Annotated in this window: 17 protein-coding genes; 9 read left to right on the top strand and 8 right to left on the bottom strand. The window is 71.4% G+C overall.

Translation table 11 applies throughout. From position 1 onward, the window contains the following. Positions 1-44: 44 nt before the first annotated feature. Positions 45-2861 carry an FAD-binding and (Fe-S)-binding domain-containing protein gene (locus tag ABD194_RS11645; protein ID WP_343991462.1) on the bottom strand — a complete coding sequence of 939 codons (2817 nt, stop codon included), beginning with the start codon at positions 2859-2861 and terminating at the stop codon, positions 45-47. A 7-nt stretch (positions 2862-2868) separates the two neighbouring features. Between ABD194_RS11645 and ABD194_RS11640 the strand changes: the two genes are divergently transcribed. From ABD194_RS11640 to ABD194_RS11630, 3 genes are all read left to right on the top strand, one after another. After that, positions 2869-3660 carry a GntR family transcriptional regulator gene (locus ABD194_RS11640; RefSeq protein WP_343991460.1) on the top strand — a complete coding sequence of 264 codons (792 nt, stop codon included), beginning with the start codon at positions 2869-2871 and terminating at the stop codon, positions 3658-3660. Positions 3661-3739: 79 nt separating this feature from the next. Further along, positions 3740-4948: a phosphoglycerate dehydrogenase gene (gene serA / locus ABD194_RS11635; protein ID WP_343991458.1), complete on the top strand. Its 1209-nt coding sequence runs from the start codon at positions 3740-3742 to the stop codon at positions 4946-4948. Positions 4949-5057: 109 nt separating this feature from the next. Continuing rightward, positions 5058-5648 carry a peroxidase-related enzyme gene (locus ABD194_RS11630; RefSeq protein ID WP_343991456.1) on the top strand — a complete coding sequence of 197 codons (591 nt, stop codon included), beginning with the start codon at positions 5058-5060 and terminating at the stop codon, positions 5646-5648. 50 nt (positions 5649-5698) lie between these two features. Here ABD194_RS11630 and ABD194_RS11625 read toward each other — a convergent pair whose 3' ends face one another. Next, positions 5699-6577, bottom strand: coding sequence for a LysR family transcriptional regulator (locus ABD194_RS11625; protein WP_343991453.1), 879 nt, complete (start codon positions 6575-6577; stop codon positions 5699-5701). A 113-nt stretch (positions 6578-6690) separates the two neighbouring features. Between ABD194_RS11625 and ABD194_RS11620 the strand changes: the two genes are divergently transcribed. Next, positions 6691-7782: a YeiH family protein gene (locus ABD194_RS11620; protein WP_343991451.1), complete on the top strand. Its 1092-nt coding sequence runs from the start codon at positions 6691-6693 to the stop codon at positions 7780-7782. A gap of 41 nt (positions 7783-7823) precedes the next feature. Here the strand turns inward: ABD194_RS11620 and ABD194_RS11615 are convergent, their stop codons facing one another. After that, positions 7824-9365, bottom strand: coding sequence for a CYTH and CHAD domain-containing protein (locus ABD194_RS11615; RefSeq protein ID WP_343991449.1), 1542 nt, complete (start codon positions 9363-9365; stop codon positions 7824-7826). Positions 9366-9443: 78 nt separating this feature from the next. Further along, entirely contained in the window at positions 9444-11510 is a 2067-nt protein-coding gene (locus ABD194_RS11610; protein WP_343991447.1) for a transglycosylase domain-containing protein, read from the bottom strand. Positions 11511-11649: 139 nt separating this feature from the next. On the opposite strand from ABD194_RS11610, the gene ABD194_RS11605 reads away from it, so the two are divergent. Continuing rightward, positions 11650-13236 (top strand): Hsp70 family protein, encoded by a 1587-nt coding sequence (locus tag ABD194_RS11605; RefSeq protein ID WP_343991445.1) that lies wholly within the window; start codon positions 11650-11652, stop codon positions 13234-13236. A gap of 114 nt (positions 13237-13350) precedes the next feature. Here ABD194_RS11605 and ABD194_RS11600 read toward each other — a convergent pair whose 3' ends face one another. The 4 genes from ABD194_RS11600 to ABD194_RS11585 form a co-directional block, all read right to left on the bottom strand. Continuing rightward, positions 13351-14652, bottom strand: coding sequence for an MFS transporter (locus ABD194_RS11600; RefSeq protein ID WP_343991443.1), 1302 nt, complete (start codon positions 14650-14652; stop codon positions 13351-13353). A gap of 314 nt (positions 14653-14966) precedes the next feature. Continuing rightward, positions 14967-16148: a hemerythrin domain-containing protein gene (locus ABD194_RS11595; RefSeq protein ID WP_343991441.1), complete on the bottom strand. Its 1182-nt coding sequence runs from the start codon at positions 16146-16148 to the stop codon at positions 14967-14969. Between the two features lie 267 nt (positions 16149-16415). After that, positions 16416-16559 carry a hypothetical protein gene (locus tag ABD194_RS11590; RefSeq protein WP_343991439.1) on the bottom strand — a complete coding sequence of 48 codons (144 nt, stop codon included), beginning with the start codon at positions 16557-16559 and terminating at the stop codon, positions 16416-16418. A gap of 350 nt (positions 16560-16909) precedes the next feature. Next, positions 16910-17890 (bottom strand): hypothetical protein, encoded by a 981-nt coding sequence (locus tag ABD194_RS11585; RefSeq protein ID WP_343991437.1) that lies wholly within the window; start codon positions 17888-17890, stop codon positions 16910-16912. Between the two features lie 1266 nt (positions 17891-19156). On the opposite strand from ABD194_RS11585, the gene ABD194_RS11580 reads away from it, so the two are divergent. The 4 genes from ABD194_RS11580 (at position 19157) to ABD194_RS11565 (ending at position 24607) form a co-directional block, all read left to right on the top strand. Continuing rightward, complete coding sequence (locus ABD194_RS11580; protein WP_343991435.1) at positions 19157-19666, top strand: GAF domain-containing protein; 510 nt, start codon at positions 19157-19159, stop codon at positions 19664-19666. A gap of 340 nt (positions 19667-20006) precedes the next feature. Continuing rightward, positions 20007-20792 (top strand): ATP-binding protein, encoded by a 786-nt coding sequence (locus ABD194_RS11575; protein ID WP_343991431.1) that lies wholly within the window; start codon positions 20007-20009, stop codon positions 20790-20792. Between the two features lie 224 nt (positions 20793-21016). Then, the gene (locus ABD194_RS11570) at positions 21017-21829 is read left to right on the top strand and encodes a GAF and ANTAR domain-containing protein (RefSeq protein ID WP_343991429.1); all 813 of its coding nucleotides are present in this window, start codon (positions 21017-21019) and stop codon (positions 21827-21829) included. 300 nt (positions 21830-22129) lie between these two features. Beyond that, positions 22130-24607 (top strand): MGH1-like glycoside hydrolase domain-containing protein, encoded by a 2478-nt coding sequence (locus ABD194_RS11565; protein WP_343991427.1) that lies wholly within the window; start codon positions 22130-22132, stop codon positions 24605-24607. Positions 24608-24878 lie beyond the last annotated feature (271 nt).

The following is a 24878-nucleotide window of genomic DNA, read 5'->3' as shown; positions in this document are numbered from 1 at the left end:
GACCGGGCCCCTGACACTCCGTGCGGGGGTGTACGCCCCGGCCCTCAGGCGTCGCCGCGCCTCCTCGCGCCGTCGAGCAGCTGCGCGAGGTGCACGGCCCGTCGGTCCCGCAGGTCGGCGACCTGCGTGCGGCAGGAGAACCCGTCGGCCAGCACGACGGCGTCCGGGGCCGCGTCGACGGCAGGGAGCAGGTTCTGGTCGGCGACGGCGAGCGACACCTCGTAGTGACCGGTCTCGACACCGAAGTTGCCGGCCAGCCCGCAGCAGCCGGCGAGGGTGGTGACGCTGGCACCGGTGGCCGCGAGCAGGTCGGCGTCGGCCTTCCAGCCGAGGACGGCGTGGTGGTGGCAGTGCGGCTGGGCGACGACCTGCGTCCCACCGAGGTCGGGCGCCTCCCAGCCCGGGGTCTCGGCGAGCAGCTCGGAGAGGGTGCGCACCCGGGACGACACGACGGCCGCGTCCTCGTCCCCGGGCAGCAGCTCGCGGACGTCCGAGCGCAGCACCGCCGTGCACGACGGCTCGATCCCCACGATCGGCAGGCCGGCACGCGCGTCGGGCGCCAGTGCCGACACGGTCCGACGCAGGATCGCCTTGGCGGAGTCGAGCTGACCCGTGGTGATCCAGGTGAGCCCGCAGCACACCGACCCGCTGGGCAGGTGCGGCTCGTAGCCCGCGTCGCGCAGCACCCGGACCGTCGCCTCGGCGACCTCGGGCGAGAAGGAGTCCGAGAACGAGTCGGCAAAGAGCACAACGGGTCTCAGGTCGGAACGACGCGGCGCGAACGTCCGCCTGAAGGGCCTGTCGGGGAATGCCGGGATGGAGCGGCGCCGGTCGACGCCCGCCAGCCAGAGGGCCACCGGGCCGACCACGGGCAGCGTCAGCGCCCGGTTGGCCACCCCCGGCACACGACCGGCGAGTCGCGCCCACATCGGCAGCCGGCCGAGCGAGTAGTGCGAGCGGGGGCGGAGGCGGCGCCGATAGGTCTGGTGCAGGACCTCGGACTTGTAGGTCGCCATGTCGATGCCGGTGGGGCAGTCGGACGCGCACCCCTTGCAGGAGAGGCACAGGTCGAGGGACTCGTGGACGGAGGGGTGCGACCAGGGCAGCTCGCCGCGTACGACGTCCTGCAGCACCCGGGCGCGGCCCCGAGTCGAGTCCTTCTCCTCGCGGGTGGCCAGGTAGGACGGACACATGACCCCGCCGGCCGCCGAGTTGTCGGCCCGGCACTTGCCCACCCCGGTGCAGCGGTGCACGGCCTGGGCGATGTCGCCGTCGTCGTGAGGGTAGGCCATCGCCAGTCTCCGGACCGGGAAGTGGCCGGCCGGCCGCACGTCCGCGTCGACCGGGTCGGGGTCGACGAGCACGCCGGGGTTGAGCAGGTTGCGCGGGTCGAAGACGTGCTTGATCCCGCCGAAGAGGGCGATGGCATCGGCAGAGTACATGTGCGGCAGCAGCTCGGACCGGGCCCGCCCGTCGCCGTGCTCACCCGAGAGCGACCCGCCGAATCCCCCTACGAGACGGGCGGATTCGGTGAGGAACTCGCGCAGGATCCTGGTGCCGTCCGGCCGGTCGAGCGGGAGGTCGAGCCGCACGTGCATGCACCCGTCGCCGAAGTGGCCGAACGGCGCGGACGTCATGCCGTAGGAGCCGACAAGCTCGTCGAAGGCGGCGAGGTACTCCCCCAGCCGCGCCGGCGGCACGGCAGCGTCCTCCCAGCCGGGCCACGCCGGCTTGCCCGAGGGTGCGCGCCCGGCGAGGCCGGCGCCGTCCTCGCGGATACGCCACAGCCTTGCCTGCACGACGGGGTCCTCGACGACGACGGCGTCGTCGGCGATCCCCGCCCCCGCCAGGCCGAGGGCACGGGACGCGACCTCGTCCAGCTCCTCGCCGGCGAACTCGACGAAGAGCCAGGCTCTCCCACGGGGCAGCGGCGGGATCGCGTCGGGTCCACGGCGAGCGCGGAGCACGTCGATGAGCCGGGAGTCGAGCCCCTCGCACGACGTCGGGCCGTGCGCCACGACCGCGGGCGCGGCCTGCCCGGCGGCGACGATGTCGGGGAAGCCCAGCACGACGACGACCCGCACGGAGGCGTCGACGACGAGCTTCACGGTGGCCCGGGTGATCACGCCGAGCGTCCCCTCCGAGCCGACGAGCGCCTGGGTCAGGTCGAACCGCTCGGGCAGCAGGTGGTGCGCGGCGTAGCCGGACACTTGCCGGCCGAAGCGGTCGAACTCGGTGCGGACGGTCCCGAGGTGCCGGGACATGACCGCACGGACGCCCGAGACCACGTCGCCGGCGCCGCGGGCGAACGGCGCACCGCCCTCGTCGTAGCCGGTGGTGAGCGTCTGGCCGGCGGCCGTGAGCAGGTCGAGCCCGGCCACGTTGTCGGAGGTGCGGCCGTAGGCGAGCGACCGCGACCCGCACGCGTTGTTGCCGATCATCCCGCCGATCGTGCAGCGCGGGTGCGTCGACGGGTCGGGGCCGAACCGTATGCCGTGTGGCGCGGCTGCCCTCTGCAGCACCGCGTGCACAGTGCCCGGCTCCACCACCGCCGTCCGCGTCTCGGGGTCGACCGACAGGACGCGGTTCAGGTGCCGGGAGAAGTCCAGGACGACGCCGCGCCCGACGGCGTTGCCGGCCACGGACGTGCCGGCACCGCGAGAGGTGACGGGGACTCCGGTCTCGCGTGAGACGGCCAGGGCCGCCGCCACCTCGTCGACGTGCCGCGGGCGGACCACGGCGAGCGGCGGGATGCGGTAGAGCGAGGCGTCGGACGCGTACATGCTGCGAGTGCCCGCGTCGGCGCGCACCTCGAGCCCGGCGCGCTCCAGCGCCCCCACCACGTCAGCCGTGTGCACCATGCGTAACATGTTACTCATGGTCCAGCTCGCGCTCCCCGACGGAGCCCCGTCGCTCGCGGAGGCGGTCGTGGGCGCCGTCCGCTCGGGCATCGCCGCGGGCGAGCTCCTCCCGGACCAGACCTACTCCGTCTACCAGCTGGCCGACCTGCTGGGTATCTCACGCAGCCCGGTGCGCGAGGCCCTGCTGCGCCTCGCCGAGGCGGGCCTCGTCCGGATCGACCGCAACCGGGGCTTCCGGGTCCTGAAACCGCAGGCGCGCGACATCGAGGAGATCTTCGACCTGCGCCTGGCCCTCGAGCCCGTCGCCGCCCGGCGCGCCGCGGAGCACGCCGGCGACGCCGAGAGGGACGAGATCCGCGAGGCCTTCGCGGCCATGCGTGCCGCGACGAGCGACGAGGATCGTTTCTGGGTCGCCGACCACGCCGTGCACGACCGGCTCATGCACGCCGGCGGCAACCGGCGGGCGGCCACCATCATCGAGCGGCTCCGGGTCACCACCGCGCTGCTCGGGCCGCCGACCACCACGGCCGGGCGCACGCTCGCGGAGATCCGCGACGAGCACGAGCCCATCGTCACCGCGATCCTGCGCCGCGACGGCGACGCCGCGGAGCGGGCGATGCGCGACCACCTCGAGCACACCGGGCGGCTGCTCGCCCGGAGCCTTGCCGACCCCGCTCGGGTCTCCTCGTCCGCCGAACCCCGACGGCCTTGCCCGGCCACGCCTTCACCGGCCCCGCCACCCCAGCCGTCTCAAGCACCGCACGACATCGCGCGGCCGTCGCCGGCTGCGGCACCCTGAGACCCACAGCTCCACGAGAAACCGACGACACACCAACGAGCAGGACCGCCCGCACAGGGACGGCCCCAAGGAGAGAAGCGTGAAGGTACTCCTGCTGGAGAACGTCCACCCCGTCGCCGTCGAGGCGTTCCGCCGCCACGGTTTCGAGGTCGAGGTCCGGCCGACGTCGCTCGGCGAGGCCGACCTGGTGCAGGCCCTCGCCGGCGTCTCCGTGCTCGGGATCCGGTCCAACACCAAGGTGACCCGTACGGTCCTGGACGCCGCCCCCGACCTGCGCGCCGTCGGCTGCTTCTGCATCGGCACCAACCAGGTCGACCTCGGTCACGCGACCGACCGGGGCATCGCGGTCTTCAACGCCCCCTTCTCCAACACCCGCAGCGTCGTCGAGCTCGTCATCGGCGAGATCCTCGCCCTCGCCCGCCGTCTCCCCGAGAAGACCCAGCGCATGCACGACGGGATCTGGGACAAGTCGGCGAAGGGCAGCTACGAGACCCGCGGCCGCACCCTCGGCATCGTCGGCTACGGCAACATCGGCACGCAGCTGTCCAACGTCGCCGAGGCCATCGGCATGCGGGTCGCCTTCTACGACACCGCCGACCGCCTCGCCCACGGCAATGCCCAGCGCATGGGGTCGCTCGACGAGCTGCTCGAGGTGTCCGACGTGGTCACCCTCCACGTCGACGGCCGGCCCGGCAACGCTGGGCTGTTCGGTGCCGAGCAGTTCGCGAAGATGAAGCGCGGGTCGGTGTTCATCAACGCCTCGCGCGGCATGGTCGTCGACGACCTGGCCCTGCGCGAGCACATCCTCAGCGGGCACCTCTCGGGGGCGGCGATCGACGTCTTCCCCATCGAGCCCAAGGCCCAGGGCGACCTCTTCGAGTCGCCGCTGCGAGGCCTGGACAACGTCATCCTGACGCCGCACGTCGGCGGCTCGACCGAGGAGGCCCAGGAGGAGATCGGCACGTTCGTCGCCACCAAGCTGATCGCGTACATCGCCGACGGGGCCACGGCACTGTCGGTCAACCTCCCCGACGTCGCACCGGCGCCGCCGGTGGGCGGCTTCCGGGTGGCCCTGCTGCACCGCAACGTCCCGGGCGTCCTGGCCGCCATCAACAACACTCTCGCCGCGGCCGGAGCCAACATCGTGGGCCAGTCGCTCGCCACCCGCGGTGAGCACGGCTACGTCGTGACCGACACGGACGTGCCGCTGGCACCCGAGACGCTCGACTCCCTGCGCCACGTCGGTGAGGCCGTCCGTCTCGAGTCGTGGTACGGCCAGCCGGCCTGACCATCGGGGCGCCCCCCATCGACGGTCCGGGTCGAGCACGGGTGAGCCGGGCGCCCGAGCATGGCATCTGAGCATGGCGTCGGCGTGCGGCCCGGTCCACACTGAAGGCATGTTCATCGACGCCGTCCCCGAGGACGCAGCGGAGGGCGAGCTCGCCGACTACTACCGCCAGCAGCGTGAGGCGTGGGGCTTCCTGCCCAACTACGCCGCGGCGTTCTCGGCGCGCCCGGACGTGGCCCGCGCCTGGGGCGCGCTCAACGGCGCGATCCGCGGCGGCATGGACCGTCGGCGCTTCGAGCTGGCCACCATCGCCGCCGCCCGAGCGCTCCGCTCGACCTACTGCACCGCTGCGCACTCGAAGTTCCTGCGCGACGCGTGCGGCGACGAAGCCAGCCTGCAGGCCATCGGCCGCGAGCCGGACGGCACGGAGCTGGGCGAGCAGGACCGGCTGGTGTACGCATTCGCCGCCAAGGTGGCGACCGACGCAGCGTCGGTGGAGCCGTCGGACGTCGACGCGCTGCGCGCGGCCGGCCTCACCGACCGGGACGTCGCCGACGTCGTCTACGCGGCGGCGGCGCGCTCGTTCTTCACCCGGGTGCTCGACGGCCTGGGCGCCCAGCTCGACGCACAGACGGCGGCGGAGTTCTCGCCGGAACTGCTGGAGTCGATGCTCGTCGGGCGGCCGGTCGCACCCGCCTGAGGAACGCGACGGCATACGGCTCATCTCGGCACCCGGGCGGCGACCGAGCCTCACTGCATGGCGATGGCGAGCAGGTCCCGGGCCGGCTCGGACAGCCGCTGGTCGGCGCGCCACACCCCGGTGAGCGGCCGGCGGAGGTCGAGCGAGTGCGGCACCGACACGAGGGAGCGTGACTCGAGCTCGGTCCTCGTCGAGAGCGCCGAGACGACGGCGGGGCCGACGCCGGCCACGGCCGCTCCGAGCAGCGCGGTGGTCGACGTCGCCTCGAGTGCGACCTGCGGCTCATGGCCCAGTGCCGCCTCGAACGTGCTGCGGGTGCCGCTGCCCGGCTCGCGCAGCACCCACCGGGCGGCCAGCAGCTCCGTCTCGTCGAGCGGGGCTGTGCGCCGGGCCCACGGGTGCGACCGGGCCACGACGATGACGAGGTGGTCACGGCCGACCGTGCGACTGGCCAGGCCGGCGGGCAGCGACATCGACTCGACGAAGCCGATCTCGGCAGCTCCTGACCGGACGGCGTCGGCCACCGACTCGCTGTTGACCACCTGCAGGACCGGACGGGTCGACGGGCGGAGGGCGTGCAGCTCGCCCAGCCACCGGGGCACGAGGTGCTCGGCCAGGGTCAGGCTGGCCGCGATCTGCAGGTTGGCCGACCGTTTCTGGCTCACTGCCTCGAGCGCCGACCGCATGGAGTCGACCGACTGCAGCACCTCCCGCGCCCAGGCCACGACGGCGTGACCGTCCGTGGTCAGCGTCGCACCGCGCGGCGAGCGGCGGACGACGGCGAGCTGCCAGCGGGCCTCGAACTCGCGGATCCGGGCGCTGGCGGCCGGCTGGCTGATGCCCCGCATCCGGGCGGCCGCGGTGAGACTCCCGGCCTCGACGAGCGCCGTGAGCAGCCGCAGGGTGTCGAGCTCGATGTCGCCGGGCATGGCCGTCCTTCGTCGTCGGGTGGGCGGGTCTCCCCCACAGTCATAACCCACGCGAATGGTTCGTGCGTCCTCCCGGTCTTCTGGTGCGTGCGACCGAACGACAGGGTGCAGGTGTGCCGACCGACCAACCTCCGCTCCCCGCCCTCGCCCGGACCGCTCCCCCTCTGGTGGCCGCCGTCGTCGCCACCGTCGTGAGCCGGTTCGTGCCGCTGCTCGGGCCGTTGCTGCTGGCGCTCGTCCTCGGCGCCGTCGTCGCCAACACGGCATGGTCGCGTTCTCGCCTGCTCGTGGGGCACGCCTCGGTCACGCGGCTGCTGCTGCGCCTCGGCGTCGTGCTCGTCGGCCTGCGGCTGCCGATCGGCGACATCGGCGCGATCGGCGTGCGTGGGGTCGCCGTCGTGGCGGCCACCGTGTGCATCACCTTCGCAGGGACGCGCCTGATCGGCCGCCGGCTCGGGCTCGACCACGGCTTCGTCACCCTGGTGGCCACCGGCTTCTCCATCTGTGGCGCAGCGGCCATCGCGGCCGTCACCGATGCGGTGCGGGTGCGCCAGCGCGACGTCGCCCTTGCGGTCGCCATGGTCACCCTCTTCGGCAGCGGCATGATCATCGCGGTGCCCTGGCTCGCCCGGAGCTGGGGGCTCTCGCAGGAGGAGTCCGCGATCTGGGCCGGGGCCAGCATCCACGAGGTGGCCCAGGTGGTGGCGGCCGCATCCCTGGTCGGGACGGGCGCCGTCGCGGTCGCGACCACGGTCAAGCTCGGCCGGGTGGCGCTGCTGGCCCCGACGTACGCGCTCGCGGCTCGCGGCCGGCGGCTCGCCGGCCCCGTCGACGGGGATGCCGACGGGGATGCCGACGGGGATGGCAGCGGGGATGGCAACGGGGACCCTGCTGAGGAGGCGTCGGCAGGCGTTGACAGGGCCGGCGCAGACAGTGCGAAGTCGGTGCCCGTCGTCCCCTGGTTCCTCGTCGGGTTCCTCGTCGCCGTGGCCGTGCGCTCGACGGGGATCCTCCCCGGCGCGGCGCTGTCCGTGTCCGACAGCGGCACGAACGTGCTGCTGGCTGCCGGGATGTTCGGGCTGGGTCTCGGCTTCCGGCTCGCGGAGCTGTGGCCGGCCCCCCGCCGCGCCCTCGCCCTGGCAGTCGCCTCGACCGTTCTCGCGGCGACCGCGTCGCTCTGCCTGATCCTCGCGCTCTACCGCTGACGCCCCGTGGACGAGCGTCGCCCTGCCCCTCCGCGACTGCCTTAGGGCGCCCAGCGGCGGATCTGCTTCTTGCGGAAGGCCGCCCACAGCGCCTCGAAGTCGCGCTCGGCGCGTTCGGCACGCGCCTGCTCGAGGCCGTGCAGGCGGCCGAAGGTGAAGACATTCTCCCCGTCGAGGTAGGCCTGCACGGCGTACTCGCGCAGTCGTCGACGGTCGACGACGGTGTCCTGGTGGATCCCGAGGGTCTCCTGGATCTTCTTGGTGTCCGCGGCGAGCGACGTGGCGCGCTTGCCCAGGACCGGCGTGGCCGACTCCGCGGCATACCGGAGGCGCTTGGCCTTCTTGCGAGCCTCGTGGAAGGCCAGGTCGCGGCTCCCCGGGTCTGCAGCCGCCTCGATCTCCCGGACGGCACGCCGCAGGCGCTTGACGTCTCGTGCCAGCAGGCCAGGCAGGACCTTCTTGGCCGGGCGTTCGCCATCGGCTTCCAGAGGAGGTGAGGAGATGAGGCCCTCGATGGTGTCGAGGAGCCGCACGTAGCGGTCGCTGTCCAGCGCTCGCCTGGCTGCCTCCTTGCCCGATCCGTAGGCGTTGCCCAGCTCCTCGTCGAGGCGGGCACTCACGGGGCCGATCACGAGCTCGGCCGGCTCGCCGGCGAGGACCCCGCCGAGGTGCTCGCGCAGCACCTGGGCGTCCCTGGCGAGCGCGAACTCCTCTCCCAGCCAGCGCAGCTCATCCCGCACCGGGTCGGTGACCGAGCCGTCGAGCAGGGGCCGGAAGGTGGTGAGCGCCGACCTGAGCCGCCGCGCGGCGATGCGCACGCGGTGCACGGCCTCGGTCCGGTCGGCCCGGACGCCGGCGTCCTGCTCCAGCAGGCGGGCCAGGTGCTTCGAGAGCTGCGACGACAGCAGTTCCCGGACCGTGGTCTTGCCCTTGCCCTTTCCACTCGTCGGAGGGGCGCCCATCGCGCCCGCGGTCGCCCCCGCGGCGGGCAGCACGCCGACCACCCGGGCGAGCTTGGAGCCGACGGCCGCCGGGGACGCCCCGGCAGCCAGGAGCCGTTCCTCGAGGACGTCCAGCAGGTCCAGTGAGCCGTCGGCCAGCTCGACCTCCCACTCGCGCCACGCGAGCTCCGGCTCGCTGCCGTCGAGGTGCTGGCCCTGCACGGTGTCGTCCGAGACGAGCGCGAGGACGGAGCCCGCGGCGTCGGTGAGGGGGTACTCACGACGGTGGGTCGTCACCGTGGCGACCGGCCGCAGCTCCCTCCCGCGCGAGAGCGCATGGACCCGCGCCCGAAAGCTCTCGGGCACCCTGCCGTCGTCGCCCAGCGGCTCGCCGATCTCGGTGCGGGTGTCCTTGCCCGCCGGGAGCTTGAGGTGCCAGCCTGCGTCCTTGCCCCCGGTGCGGCGGCGGAGGGTCACGCCGCTCCGGGCGAGGTCGAGGTCAGCGGTGTCGAAGTACACGGCCTCGAGGTGGAACGCGCCGGGCTGGCCCACCGAGGCGACCCCCTCCGTCTCGGCGAGGTTGGGGAACACCGTGGCAGCGTCGACGTCGTACTTCCGCTCCGTCTCGTCGTGGGAACCCATGTCCTGATCCTCCCGCATCGCACGCACCCGTGGGGTGGTCCGGTCGCAGCCGAACCCGCGCAGCGACCTGCCTGCCGGTCAGGGCATCGTCGCGACCGGCTGCCCGGCCAGGGCGGCACTCATGATCCGGCGCCAGATCGGTGCGGCGAAGCAGGCGCCGGTCATCGCCGTGCAGCTCTTGCCGGCCATGGAGACGTGGAACATCCGGCGGTTCTGGTTCACCGGGTTGCCCACCCACACCGCCGTCGTGAGCTGCGGCGTGTAGCCGACGAACCAGGACTGCGCGTTGCCGTCGGCGGTGCCGGTCTTGCCGGCCGAGGGGCGACCCGCCAGCTGGTTGAGGATCCCCGAGCCGTGCGTCATGTTGAACATCAGGTACCTCGTCGCCTGGCCGACGACGCCGGCGTCCGCGACGCGCGTGCACGACGGTGACGGGGCCAGCAGCACCTTGCCATCCTGCGTGACGCTGGTGACGGGCCTGGTCCGGCAGAGCACCCCGCCGGCGGCGAGGGCGGCATACGCGTTCGCGAGGGTCTGAGGGGAGACCTGCTGGGCGCCGAGGACGACCTGCGGCGGGTAGGTGCCGATCGGTGCACCGCTCGCGTCGTGCATCCCGAACGCGGTCATCGTCCGGTGGATCGCACACACCCCGATCCGGCTCGCGAGCGCGACGAACGCGGTGTTGGTGGACTTCGCGGTGGCCTCCATGAGCGACATCGTGCCGCCGCCCCACGCCTCGTCGTTGTAGACCTTCCACCCGTTGTAGAGACCGCACGGCTTGGGGAACTGGCTGCGGCCGAAGATCGCCGGCTGCTGGGGGCCGGCCGCCGGGGCGTCGACGGTCGCGTGCAGCCCCAGCCCCTGCGCCATTGCGGTGACCAGCGAGAACGCCTTGGCGGTCGAGCCGAACTGGAAGCCGCGGGAGCCGCCGTACGCCGTGTCGACCGCGTAGTCCAGCTCCGTCTGCCCCGAGCCCGCGTCCGTGCCGTATGCCGTGTCCTGGCCGAGGGCGAGCACGTCGCCGGTGCCGGGCCTCGTCACGTAGGCCGCTGCCGCCACTCCCAGCGAGTTGCCCACCGGGGCGACGGCGCGCAGCGCCCCGTTCGCGTCCTTCTCGACGGACGGGTCGAGGGTGGTGCGCACCGTCAGGCCACCGCGGTAGAGCAGGTCGTGGCGCGCCTGCGGGGTCGCACCGAGCGCCGGCTGCTCCTCGAGCCACCGGATCACGAAGGAGCAGAAGTAGGGGTGGCGCGAGGCCGTGCACGTGGCGGGCGGATAGGTCACGTGCAGGTCCACCGCGAGCGGCCGGCGCAGGGCGGCGCGCCACCGGGCGGTCGTGACCAGGTGGAGGTCGTGCATCCGGTCCAGCACGACGTTGCGCCGCGCCAGCGCCTGCCTCGGGTGGTGGACGGGGTCGGTCGTGCTCGGGCTCTGCACGAGGCCGGCGAGGGTGGCCGCCTCCGGCAGCGTGAGCGCGCCGGCGGGCACCCCGAAGTAGTGCCGGGCGGCCGCCTCCACCCCGTAGGCCCCGTCGCCGTAGTAGGCGAGGTTCAGGTAGCCCTCGAGGATCTGGTTCTTGCTCCACGTCCGCTCGAGCCACGCCGCGTAGCGCAGCTCCGTGAGCTTGCGCGTCAGGGTCTTGGCCACCGCTGCCTCGGCCGCTGCGTTCCGGCCCGTCGCGAGGGCCTGCGCCTGCAGCGTCATCTTGACGAACTGCTGGGTCAGCGTCGACGCGCCTTCGCTCGCCGTCCCGGTGCGCAGGTCCTCGATGAGCGCCCGGGTCAGGGCTTTGACGTCGATCGCGCCGTGGCTGTAGAAGCGGCTGTCCTCGATCGCGACCTGCGCCTGGCGCATGACCGGCGCGACCTGGCCGAGCCTGACGACCCTGCGGTCCTGGTCCTCGGGCGTGGCGATGAGCGACCCGTCGGCGGCGAGGATGCGCGAGCCCTGCAGCAGCCGGGCCGCAGAGAAGGTGCTCGGCAGCGTCATGAAGCCGGAGTCCCCCGCCGAGGTCAGCCGACCGACGGCGGCCACGGACGGCACCGACAGGCCGGCTCCGAGCACACCGAGCAGGACGGCTGCCACCACGAAGGCGAGCAGCAGCCGGATGGTCCTGCCCAGGTCTCGTCGGGGAACCGCGACCATGTCATCGACGGTAGGCACGCGCTCTGGGCGGCCGCTGGGGTTTGCCTGAGGTCTGTGCGCCGCCGGTGACGGCCGGTGCGCCCCAACCGGCATACGGGCCGAAATGCTCGTCGCGGCGGCGGCGGCCTAGCCTTGGGGAATGGATCTCGGCCTGGACTTCGGCACCACGCACACCGTGGTCGCGCACGCCGACCGCGGCAACTACCCGGTCGTGGCCTTCCTCGACGAGGACGGCGACGCGCGTGACCACTTCCCGTCCGTCGTCGCGGACGACGGGGGCACCCTCGTCTACGGGTTCGCCGCCCTCGAGGCGGCACGACGAGGTATGCCGTCCGCCCGCTCCTTCAAGCGCCTCCTGGCCGAGCCTCGCGTCACCCCCGACACGCCCATGCGCATCGGGGAGCGCGAGGTGCCGCTCTTCGACGTGCTGACCGGCCTGTTCGCCGCGGTGCTGGACGCACTGCGGACCGCGTCGAGCATCGAGGGCCGGCTGGACGGCACGGCTGCGCCTCGGGCCATGCTCGGGGTGCCCGCGCAGGCGGGCAGCGCCCAGCGGTTCCTCACGCTGGAGGCCTGCCGACTCGCTGGTTTCGACGTCGCCGGCCTGGTCAACGAGCCGTCGGCCGCGAGCTTCGAGTTCGCGCACCGGCAGGCCCGCTCGATCACGTCCCGGCGCGACCTCGTCATCGTCTACGACCTCGGCGGCGGCACCTTCGACGCGTCGCTGCTGCGGCTGTCGGGCACCCACCACGAGGTGCTCGACTCCTTCGGGGTCAACCTGCTGGGCGGCGACGACTTCGACGAGGCCCTTGCCGAGGCCGCTCTGCAGGTCGCCGGCCGCTCGGGGAGCGAGCTGCCGGGGGCGGCACGCGCGAGCCTGCTCGAGGAGTGCCGAGAGGCCAAGGAGCGCATAGGCCCGCAGTCCCGCCGCGTCGTCGTCGAAATCCCCGCCGCCGACGGTGGGGCCGGCAGCGCTGTGACGGTTCCGATCGACGAGTTCTACGCCGCGGTCACGCCTCTGGTCGCTGCGACGACCGAGGCGATGGAGCCGCTGGTGCAGTCGCTCGGCTCCCCCGACGGGGACGGCGACGAGCTCCAGGGCGTGGCCGGCATCTACATCGTCGGCGGGGCCAGCGGCCTGCCCCTGGTGCCGCGCCTGCTGCGGTCACGATTCGGCCGTCGCGTGCACCGTTCCCCGATGCCGAGCGCCTCCACCGCGGTCGGTCTCGCGATCGCGGCCGACCCCGACGCCGGCTTCTCGCTGCGCGACCGGCTCTCGCGCGGCTTCGGCGTCTTCCGGGAGCGCGAGGCCGGGACCGCTCTGTCGTTCGACCCCGTGCTGGACCGGTCGCTGCGGACTTCGGACGCGCTGGGTGGGCCCACGTCGGCTGACCCGGTCGTGGTGACCCGCCGCTACCAGGCGGCGCACAACATCGGGTGGTTCCGCTTCGTCGAGTACTCCTCGGTCGACGACCAGGGTGAGCCGCGTGGCGACCTCGCACCGGTCGCCGAGATCGTCTTCCCCTTCGACCCCGAGCTGCAGCGGGCGGCCGCGGTGAACGGCAGTGGCGGAGAGTCGTCCCTGCTGCCCGAGGTGCCGATCGTGCGCATGGAGGCCGGCCCGCTGCTGGAGGAGCGCTACACCGTCGACCCAGCGGGCATCATCGAGCTGTCCCTCACCGACCTCACGACCGGCTACCGGCAGGAGCACGTCTTCGAGCTCTGAGCTGCCGCGGCCCCCGCACACCCGAGGCTGCGAAGCATCCACCATGGAAGGAGCCGTTCCACGCCTTCCGGCGTGGAACGGCTCCCGGTGGAGACCCAGGTCGTCGTGTCGTGACTAGGCCCGCGCGTCGGAGGCGCTGACGACGCTCCCGCGCTTGCCGTCCTCCCTCTCCATCTCAGCCTCGCGGTTGAGCTGCGTCCGGGGCATGATGACCAAGGCCGCCATGGCCAGGACGCAGCAGCCCACGATGTACCAGCTGATACCTGTGCTCGAGTGGGTCGTGGCGAGGATCGCGGCCGCGATCAGCGGCGCCGGTCCGCCGGCGATCACCGACGCGAGCTGGTAGCCGACGCCGGCTCCGCTGTAGCGCAGGTTCGTCCCGAAGCTCTCGGCGATGAGCGCGGCCTGGGGGCCGTACTGCATGTCGTGGAAGATGAGCGACAGGACGATGGCCAGCAGGACCAGTCCCGAGACCTTGGTGTCGAGCAGATGGAAGTACGGGAAGGCGAAAAGCGCCGTGCACACGATGCCGATCCCGTAGATGAGGCGCCTGCCGAACAGGTCGGACAGGTGGCCGAACAAGGGCACGCTGACGAGCCCCAGCGCCGCCGCGATCAGGGTGTAGTTCAGCAGCTGGCCCTTGGCCAGGCCCAGGTGCTCGGTGCCGTAGGTGAGCACGAAGGTGATGAACAGGTAGAACGGCGCCTGCTCCGAGAGCCGCACGAACGCCGAGCTCAGGATCTCCAACGGGTGCTCCTTGAAGACCTGCAGCAGCGGCTGGCGCACCACTGCCTCCGTCTGCTTCACCTCGACGAACTGGGGGCTCTCGACCACCCGCAGCCGGACGTAGAGCCCGACGAGGACCAGCACGAAGCTCACCAGGAACGGCACCCGCCAGCCCCAGCTGGCGAAGGCGGACTCGCTGAGGACGCTGGTCATCAGCTTGACCATGGCCGTCGAGAGGAGCAGGCCGATCGGCACGCCGAGCTGTGGCCAGCTGGCCATCAGGCCACGCCGCTTGCGGCTGCCCCACTCCATGCTCATGAGGACCGAGCCGCCCCACTCACCGCCGACACCGATGCCCTGTGCCAGCCGCAGGACGGTGAGGATGATCGGCGCAGCCACCCCGATGGAGGCGGCAGTCGGGAGCACCCCGATCAGGAAGGTGGCCGTCCCCATCAGCAGGAGGGTCACGACCAGGGTGGACTTGCGACCGACGCGGTCACCCATGTGGCCGAAGATCGCAGCACCGATGGGACGCGCGGCGAAGCCGACGAAGAGGGTGCTGAACGAGAGCAGCGTGCCGCTGAGGGGCGTGCTGCTGGGAAAGAACAGGTGGGGGAAGACCAGCGCGGCAGCAGTTCCGTACAGGAAGAAGTCGTACCACTCGATCGTGGTCCCGACGGTGCTGGCCACTACTGCACGTCGACGGTGGGTCGCGGACATTGGGTCAGCGACAGGGGTTGCAGTCATGCCCTACTCCTCGTTGAGTAAGTGGCTAGGCCACTAGGCCGGCTAGCCACTGAGCCGAGATGTTCGTCCCCTGTCGCGGCCCCTGTCAAGGGTCGGTGCATGAGATGCATACCCCGCTCAGGGCTTGGCGAAGACTCTCGAGGAGCCCGGCTCCTCCGGCAGGCGCGTGCGGGCGAGTCGTGCGAGAGGCCCTGACCGGCAGGTGGGTCAGGGCCTCCCGGCACCGGATGGCAGGTGCGTGCCGCCTGCCCTGCCGGTCAGCTGGTCGAGCGGTTGGCCAGTCTGTCACGCAGGCGGTCGACCATCCCCACTCCGGGACCGGCCAGCTTGTGGAAGAGCTGGTTGTTCGGCGCGGCGGGATGGGGCCGCGTCGGCGCGAGCTTCTTGGCCGCCTCGACCTTCCCTGCCAGCTCGACCAGCTCCGCCGGCGGTAGCGCGGCCCGCAGCTGCGGGAAGTGCTCCCCCTCCTCGTCGGTGATGTGGTCGCCGAGGACGGACTCCAGAGTGCGCAACAGCTCGTCGAACTGCGGGTCTCCCCCGTCGACGCCTTCGATCTGCTTCATCGTCTCCTCGAGCTGCTGGTGCTCCTCGAGGTCGTGCTCGACCGCTGCCTCACCATCGGGCAGGTGCTTCTTCATGGCGGGGTAGACGTACATCTCCTCCGCCACGGCGTGCCGCACGAGCTCGGCGATCAGCGTGTCCGCCAGGTCTCGGCGCGTGCTCGCCTCCTGCGTCAGACGGATCTCGCCGATGAGCGCCATGGCCTCCCGGTGGTCCGTGGTCAGCACGTCGACGACGTCCTCACCTGTCGGGGCGCTGCCTTCGTCGGAGTCCCCGGACGCGGCCCCGGCAGCAACGGCCGCTCCGGCGACAGCGGCCGCCCCAGCGGCACCGGCGGCCATGGCGGTCCTGGACACGCCTGCCTTGCCGGTGTCGCCCTGGGACAGGGCGGCGTCCTCCGCACCCGGAGTTCCGAGGGACGCATCCTCGTTCACCGCACCCCTCCAGGCGCCGGTCTCGGCGCCGCGGGACTCGATGAAGGACTTGAACTTGGCGAGGTCCGCCTCGGCCTGTCGACTCACGACGTCGAGGACGTCACCCGCCTTCTCCACCAGGCCCTCGGGCTCGAACTCGAGGTGCAGGGTCACCAGGGTCCGGTCGGCCCCGTTGGGGATGAAGTGGACGGCCCCGGCATTCGTCGCGCCGCCGACCGCAGCCCAGGCCACCTTCTGGTCGGGCACCTGCTCGAGGACCTCCGCGTCCCACTCCCGGCGCACGCCTGCGATCTGGGCGACCCAGTGCAGCCTCGTGTCGTCGACCTGAGTCACCGAGGCGACGCCGCCCATGAACTGCGGGAACTCCTCGAACTGGGTCCACTGGTTGTAGGCCGTCCGCACCGGCACATCCACCTCAACGGACTTCTCGACCTTCGTCGTCATCGGGCATCCCTTCGCTTGCAGGTATCGGTCAAGGATCCCTACCCACCTCGGCCCGGCCGACTCTCGACGGGGGGGCCGCGCCCATCCATCGATCTCCGTCCACATCGACGCGTGTCGAAGCTTCTGGTGCCGAGGCTGGCGCGGTGGAGGCCGCCTGGGACGCGCTGCTGCCCCTGCTCATCGCCTCGTCGGCTGCGTACGCCGTTTCCGTGCTCGTCCTCCAACGCTCGGTCCTCACCGAGAAGATCGCCAGACGCGGCCTCCACCTCACTCGTGACGACGCCACCGACCCGCTCGAGACCTCTTCGCCGCCGAGGTCATGCGCACCTCGCCCGAGGCCATGGCGGAGCGCACCGGCTCGCCGCCGACGGCGCCGACCACGTGGGCGGCGAGCGCGACACGCTCCGCCACGTCGCATACGACTTCGCCGAGCACGGCCACGGCGGCGCCGCAGTGCTCGGCGAGGAGGGCATGGTGGTCGGCTACACCGACGCCCAGTCCCTCTCACCGTCGGCCCCTGGGAGACGATCCGGAGGATCCGTTCCGCGAGCTCCGAGGCGTCCCGTCCCTCGGCGGATGACGTGGACGGGGGCCCCCTCAGCCCACCGCGCCTCGGAAGTGCGACTCGAGCCGGCTTCCACGACGACCTCGTGACGCCCCGTCGACACCACCCTGGGGGGCACCGACGCAGCCCTCCCCGCTGAGCTCGTCGACCTGGCTCGACCGGCGGATACCCGGAAGCCGGCTCGCCCCTTCGAACGTCACCCGTGGAAGCGGGCGATGCGCGGCGCCGACTTGCCGTTGACCGTGGTGAACACGCCCAAGGCGTAGAGGTTGGTCCCGGCCGTCGTCAGGTCCCAGACGCCGAGCGGGGAGTTGAACGTCGCCCAGGCTCGGGCGTTGGGCGTGGTTGCGCCGGCGTCGGCGACGAAGGACTTCTTCGCCGACTTGGTGCATCCTGACGCCGGGGACCCGCAGAGGAACCCGAAGTGCCCACCGGCGTAGACCGTGCCGCCCACGACCTCGACGGCCTGCACGTCGCCGTCCGTGAAGACTTGCCAGACCCTCACCCCGGTCGAGGTCGTCTTGGTCAGGGAGTTCCCCGTCGACACCCCGCCGCCCACGGCCAGGAACACGCCCGTGCTGTCCACCGCCAGGTCGTCGACCGGGCCGCCCACGGTGGTCTGGTAGCCCAGGACACCTCCCGAGGTCGAGACCGCGGCCACCTTGCTGCGCGTTGCCGAGCCGACGTGGGCGAAGTCCCCACCGATCCAGACGTTCGCCCCGACGGCCTTGACGACGTTGACCGGGGCGTCGGCGCGGGGGAACGCGAGGTTCACCGCGCCGGTGGCGGCGTCGGCCGAGGCCAGGTAGCTCACGGCGGTAGCGCCCACCTTGGTGAATCCGCCTCCGAAGAAGACCTTGCCGCCGGAGTAGGCGAGGCCACGCACCATCCCCGAGGGGGCAGGGTTGAAGTTCCCGACAGCGCCCGTCGAGGCGTTGACGGCGGCGAGGTTCTTGCGCGCGACACCGTTGACCTGGCTGAACTTGCCGCCGATGAACAAGGTGCGGCCGTCACTGGCCAAGGAGCGCACGTCGCCGTCCACGTCCGCGCGGAAGGAGGTGTCCAGCCGGCCCGTCGCGGCATCCAGGGCTGCCAGGCGCCATCGACGAGTCCCGTCCACGATGGTGAAGCTGCCCCCGACGAACAGCCGGCTTCCAACCTGGACGGAGGCGTACACGGTGCCGTCGCCTGCGTGCGAAGACGACTTCGGCGTCGGACTGAGCACGGCGGCGTTCCCGACGGTAGCCGACCCGACGATGAGCGCGGCAGTGGCGGTCGCTGTCAGAACAATGCGAAGATACATCGGTGCTCCCCCTGACTCGTACGGCGAATCGTTCGACTGGAACGAATGCGCTACGCCGCCGGCGCAGGGAGGCACGACCGTCAAGTCACTCAGTCGGTGCCCATGATGCAGTCCTGTGGTTGCCGCCGGCGATGCAGCAATTCCTCACGAACCGTTGGCCCAACGATGACACAACGCCTGCCGCCCTGTCCGCGTAACAGCGAGGAAGCCGCTGTTGCAGGGTTACAAGCTCAGCGCTGTCCGTGAGCGACAGCGCGACGTATCCGGCCCCGGTACATGCGAGGCCCTGACTGGCATCCCCGCTGGTCAGGCCCTCTCAGGGCACTGGGTGACAGGGGAAGGATTCGGCCCTTCGTAGGCTTTCGCGACGGATCTACAATGCCGACAAGGCGATTCGCTGAACAGAACTGATGCGTCTGCTACCGAGTCTCTTCCGCGAAATTCCCCCAGCACTCGACATCCACCGAAGACGCTCGACTGCAACGGGACACCGGCCCGTTTCCATGGTCGACCTCTCTTGGCCTCCTTTGGGCGGCGCTCTTTACCGGATCTGCCGCTGACAGCGAACTCATCGGTGTTTATGCGGGTGATCGTTTGCGGCCTCGAGAGACGTGCTCCGCCATGGCCACGGTTGGCCGCGTATTCGCAGGGGCCGACCAGTGTCCCGACTGGACCTCGATGTGCCGTCCGGATCACTCGATCAGCTGCGCCCGATCTCCATGGGCGACGGCGTGCAGCTGTCGGTTGGTGGGGTCCGGGGACGGGTCAGGCTGTGGCAGCTCCTGGTCGAATCGCCGACAGGGGGGGGGCGGGCATCGCCGAGGCTGTAGGTCGTGCCCAGCCCCCTCCGCGTAAAACACCGCCCAGCGCCTCGGTGGGCTTCGAAGACCGCCCCTGACCGCGCGGGAGGGTCCTTGCCTGTGGCTCCCCAGCGGCTACCTGGCCGGCGACCACGACCTGGGGCCGCGCTGTTGGAGCGGCAGGCCGTGGCGCTCCGCGCCGATACCCCACCGCTCGTCCGCCACACGAGCCGCCGCACACGGTGCGTCCGGAGGCTGCGCTATGTGCGTGCGGCATCGGCGTCAGCGGCTGATGCGGCGCCGCGGCCCGCGCCCGAGCTCCACCGCGCTTCCGGCCGCTGTGAGCCCGACTGCCCCGTCCGACTCGCGCCGTGCAGGGTGGCGTGCACCCGCGCAGACAGCAGAGACGGTCGAGTTCTCGAGCGAGGACCCGCTGGACGAGGGGCAGTGGCAGCTGTTCGCCCAGGCCGGCGCCGCTGCTGGCGTGAGGAGCACCCTGTCGCTGCCGATCATGGACGGCGACCGAGTGACCGCGGGCGTCAACCTCTACGGAGCGCAGCCGGGAACCTTCGATGGCCGGCAGGAGCAGCTGGCTCAGCTGTTCGGGGCCTGGGCCCCCGGGGCGGTCGCGAATGCGGACCTGAGCTTCGACACCCGGCTTCAGGCGGCACGGGCCCCGGCCCGGCTGCAGGACCTCGAGACGGTCGACCAAGCCGTGGGCATGTTGATGGCCCGGCATCGCATCGGCGCGCAGCACGTGCGTCGCCGGCTGGAGGAGGCGGTCGCGCGGGCAGGCGTCCCGGTCGTCGCTGTCGCGCGCGCGGTTCACACCGGTGACCACTTCGCCTAGCGCCGCGAGGCGCAGGGTTGGGCGCTGGGCGTCCCCGCCCCTGATGCGATGACGAGGTCACTTCCCCTCGCGGCGTTCAAGCGGATGGCTCGTTGGAAGACCCGGAGGTCGACGAGTGCAGCTGAGCCGCCCCACGGCACGCCCTGAACCGGCGGACGCACGGTGCTCCGGATGCCGTGGGTCTGGCGCCGCTTCGTCTGCAGGTGGGATGATTGACCCTCGTCGTGACGTGCCGGCGGACAGGCGAGCGGGAGTGGGGCCCGAGAATGCGAGACGGGACGAGCAGCGGGCGGCTGGACAGCCGGTGCGGCCTCGATTCATGCCGGCAGGTGCTGGGCTCGTGCAGCTGACCAGGACCGACAGCGGCGTGGGCGCGGTGTTGCGCATGAGCGGATCGGTCCACTCCTTCGACGCGCCCCGGTTGAGTGAGGCGTTGGCCAAGGCGCTGACTGAGAACCCGCCGTGCGTGGTCTGCGAGATGTCGGAGGTGACCTGGCTCGACCCGGTGTGTGTCGCCGTCTGGGTCGGGGCGCAATGGTCCGGGCCTTGGCCGGGCCCGGTGGTATGGCTTGTCGGCGCGCATGACCAACCGGCTGAGGCGCTCCGGGCGACGGGCGCTGCACTGTTCGTCGGCCTCGCCGACTCGGCTGAGGCCGCCTTCGCGCAGATGCCGACGGAGCCGCCGATGCGACGGGAACGATTGATCTTGGCGCCGGTGCCGATCGCCCCGCGCCGGGCCCGTCGGTTCATCACCGAGGTGCTGGACTCTTGGGCGCTGTCAGATCTGGCTGGGGACGCCACGCTGATCGTCAGTGAGCTGGTCACCAACGGGGTAGAGCACGCCGGCTCCGACCTCGAGCTGCGTTTGGGGTACGGCCATGAACTGCTGCACATCGCGGTACGCGACCGCGGAAGCGTCAGCACTCGTTCGCCGAGCGGTGATGGAGCCGGTCACGCGGTGGAGAGCAATGCCGGGATACCGGAGCGCGGACGCGGACTGGAGATCGTGCGCAAACTGGCCCTCGCAAGTGGCCGTAGCCGCGGCCCCACAGGGGGCAGCGTCTACTGGGCGACCCTCGCCACGGGCGAACGAGCCACGCAGCAAAGCCCAGCCCGCCGGCGGTAACAACGGCATGGGTGGGCCCGAGATGCGCTGGTGGGGGCGTGCGCCGCGCCAGCCTTGCTGTGGAGGTTGGCGATGCCTGCCGGTCTCCACGCCAGCCGGCTACCGGCTGGCACAGCGACGTCCGGAAGCCCCGCGATCCGCTACCGGGGGCGCCCTCCGTACCGCGGCGGGATGCCGCAGGTCGACTCTGGAAGTCCAAAGCCGTCTGGTGCGAGGATCGGTGCATGCCTGAGGTCGAAAGTGCCAAGCACTCACCGAGGCAGGCCTCGAAGTTGGTCGCCCCGGGGGCGCGGGACCAGCCAGGTGACACACCATCGATTCGCGCATCCGGCGGCACTCGGAGCAAGGAAGAGCTGCTGGGAAGACTCGCGCGCTTCCTGGTCGAGACAGATGGGATGGCGCCGACGGTCGACGAGGCAGTGGCACACGCACTGACCGCGGTCCCCTGCGACTGGGCCGTCGTTGCGGTGACACACCACGGTGCTGGGCGCGCCCCCAGGTTCTACACGGCCAGCGACCGACAACTGCTGGAGGTCGTGACGGAGATCGCTGTCGCCGCTCCCACGAGCCCCGGGCGGCTGGCCCTCACTGCGGGGGGTGTGGTTCACGTGCCGGACCTGGCGGCGGAGTCCCGGTTCGGGTCCTACCCCCAGCAGATGGTAGCGCGCACTCCTATCCGGTCCGTGCTGGCCTCGGCGCTGCACGTCAGACAAGAGCTCCTGGGCGTGATGACGCTCTACAACGCGAAGGCCGACACTTTCGATGTCGACGCCCGGGCGCGGGCGGCCCTGGTTGCCGACTACACGGCGATCGCGATCGAGGGAGCAATGGTCGAGGAGCGCGCCGACAACCTCGAGGCCGCGCTGGCCAACTCCCGGGTCATCGGGACGGCGATCGGCGTGCTGGTCGAACGCCACCGGATTACGCCAGCGCAGGCGTTCGAGATGCTGCGCTCGGCGAGTCAGAACGCCAACCGTAAGCTGGCTGTCGTTGCCGAGGAGCTGGTTCGCACCGGGGCCCTGCCGACCGAACCCTGAATGCCGCCGAAGCACTCACCTGCCGCAGGTGGAGCGGGTGGGGATGACCAGCCATCGGCCCCACCGCGAGGGCGGCTACGTGCACGCGCTACCCGCTCGACGGCGTCTGCATCCCACTGAGCCCCCAGGGCATCAGCCCGTCACCTTGTTGTCGGCTGGTCGGACGAGGGTTGCGCATAGCGACAAAAGGGACATACCGTCGGCGAACACCCGGATGTTAACGTTCACATCCACCAAAGGACGACAACGATGTCTCGACCAGCGCGAACCCTGCGGGTTCGCAATGTCACCGCCGGAGCCATGGCCACCCTCGTGGTGGCCGCCGTCGGCGCAGCGGCCACCAGTCCCGCCAGCGCCTCCCCCACAGAACAGCTCACTGCGAGGTCCGCCGCCCGAGCTGCCGCAGCCTCTTCCGACCACCCTGAGCTGGCGCCCCTGAGCCGGCCGTTCGCGATGCCCGGCTTCAAGGAGCAGGAGTTCAACGGCGCCCTCTTCGTCGGAAAGGGCGAGACCCGATTCTCGGTCTCGGTCGACCTGCTGACCAAGGATGGCAAGGTCATCAACGAGAACATGGTGCCGAGCATCTGGAAGATCGGCCCCATCGCCACCGACGGCTCCTACTACGAGATCGAGCTGTCCACCGACGACCGCGTCATCACCAAGGAGCGCCTCGGCGGCCTGCAGGCGACCATCGACCACCCGGAGAGCTGGTCAGCCGCCGACGTCGCTGCCGCCAAGGCCCAGCTGCCGGGTCTACAGGCCAAGTACGACGCGCTGCAGGCCGGCAAGCGCAACGTCGTCGTCAAGTACGCTCGCGTCAACGACTCCGAGCTCGTCGGCTCGGTGACGGCCCTCGACGACGACACGTCCCTCTGGCTCGATGCCAGTGCGCCGTGGCTCGAGCCGAGCACGTATGCCGTCCAGGGCGATTCGTCACTCACCGGCACCTCCGCAGGCATCCGGGACGCGAGCCGCACCGGCCACTTCCGCGTGGACGCCAACACCGCGGCCAGGACCACCGGCTCGTGGGCGACCCTCAAGGACATGCTCGCCGGCATGGTCGGCAAGCCGGCCGCCTCCGGGCAGGGAGCTGCGGCGCTGCGCTACCACCTGGACAAGGGCCAGACGCTGACCTTCACGGCGCGGATGGGCGAGACCCCCGTTGCGCAGTCGACCCGCAGCCAGGACGACACGCTCGCCTTCATCGCGAACGCCCGCGCCCACGTCGACGACTCGAGCGTCCACGGCAGCGGCCCGGTCGCCCGCGCCACCACGTTCATGCGCGACGCGATGGCGCTCAACGCCAACTACGACGAGAAGTACGACCGCTCCTTCGTCATGTGGGGCCTCGGCGGCGGTGGCGACGACATCTTCAAGGGCTGGGACTCCGGTTGGGACGGCATCACCGCCAACAGCCTCGACCCGGCGCTCGCCATCGACCACATCCGCGACTTCTACGACCAGAACGGCGGGCCACGCTACGACCAGCTCAACGCCGGCCCGATGCACGCCTACCTCGCCTGGCGTACCTACACCCGCACCGGTGACAAAAGCGTCCTCGAGCTCGTCTACCCCTACTTCACGAGCTACATCGCCCGCATGCCGGAGTTCGACACCGACAGGGACGGCCTGCTCGAGAGCCCGTGGGCCGGCCCGCGTCAGGGCGGTCGTGGGAACCACCTCGGCCTTGACGACAGCCCGCAGTACTGGAACTTCAAGCAGATCGTCACGAACGGCACCGACAACCGTGACAACACCGACCTCACCGACGTCGCGCTCAACTCCTACTACGGCCTCTTCGCCGACAACCTGTCGCGGATGGCGACGGCCCTCGGCAAGCCGGACGACGCCGCGAAGTACGCCGCCCTGCACGACCAGCTCAAGAAGCGCATGAACGAGCACCTGTGGAACGCCGAGCGCGGTCTCTACCTCAACCGCTACCTCGACGGGTCGTGGGAGCAGACGAACACGCCGACCGTCTTCTACCCGCTCTTCGGTGGCCTGGCGACGCCCGAGCGAGCCAAGGTCCTCGTCGACCAGCACCTGCTCAACCCGGCGGAGTACTGGGGTCAGTACGCCGTGCCGAGCGTGGCCCGCAACGACCCGGCGTTCTGCAACTCGGGCGCCAAGCACCCCGGTGTCACGGGCTACGAGTACTTCCAGAAGCAGGGCGAGGAGGACGCCTGCGAGGAGTGGCAGGGCGCCGTCTGGCCGCCGATGAACGCCACCGTCTACGACGGCCTGAAGCGCTACGGCTTCGACAAGCCCGCCGCCGACCTCGCCACGAAGAGCACGAACCTCTGGCTCACCACGTGGGAGTACCTCGGCTGGTTCCCGGAGTACTTCGACCCGGAGCCGGGGCAGGTCATCAACAGCGCCGCGACCGACACGACGTGGCGGACCTACTCGTGGAGCAACCTCATGCCGCTCATGGGCACGCAGGAGCTCATCGCCGACGAGCCGTGGGGTGACCCGAACGGCTTCCGGTTCGGCACCCTGGGCCTCCCCGGCACCAACGAAGTCGACGACGTGCCGCTGCACGGGCACCGGTATGCCGTCACCGCGGGAACGAACACCACCCTGCTCAAGGAAGACGGCCACCTCGTTCTCCAAGCCGTCGGTGGCCGGGTGGTCGTGCGCGACTTCGTCTACGACGGGTCGGCGGCCACCTTCTCGGTCAAGGCCGAGAAGCCGACGCGTCTGTCCCTGCACCCGCGCGGAGGTGGGAAGCCGAAGGTCGTCTCCGTGCCGGCAGGCACGAGCACGCTGACTCTGTGACCCTGACGGCGACCTATGGGGACGCATGCGCGCCCACCCGACAGACTCCCTGTCGGGTGGGCGCGCGACTCTCGGCCTCCCCTGTCACTCGGTCCCTGCCGGTCCGTGGTCCTGCGGCCCTGGACGAGACGGGGCATCCGGTCGTCGGCAAGGACTGGGTCGTCCGAAGCACAGGCCGACCGAGTGCCCTTCAGCTGGCGCCAGGTCTGCTCGTCGTGGTCGGCGCGAGCGTCGACGAAGTGCTCGGCGAAGTCGACGTAGCCGTCCCGGT

The organism is Terrabacter terrae (genome assembly GCF_039529575.1).
Classification (GTDB): Bacteria; Actinomycetota; Actinomycetes; order Actinomycetales; family Dermatophilaceae; genus Terrabacter; species Terrabacter terrae.
The sequence above is the reverse complement of the archived record's forward strand: the minus strand, read 5'-3'. Positions and strand labels throughout refer to the sequence as shown.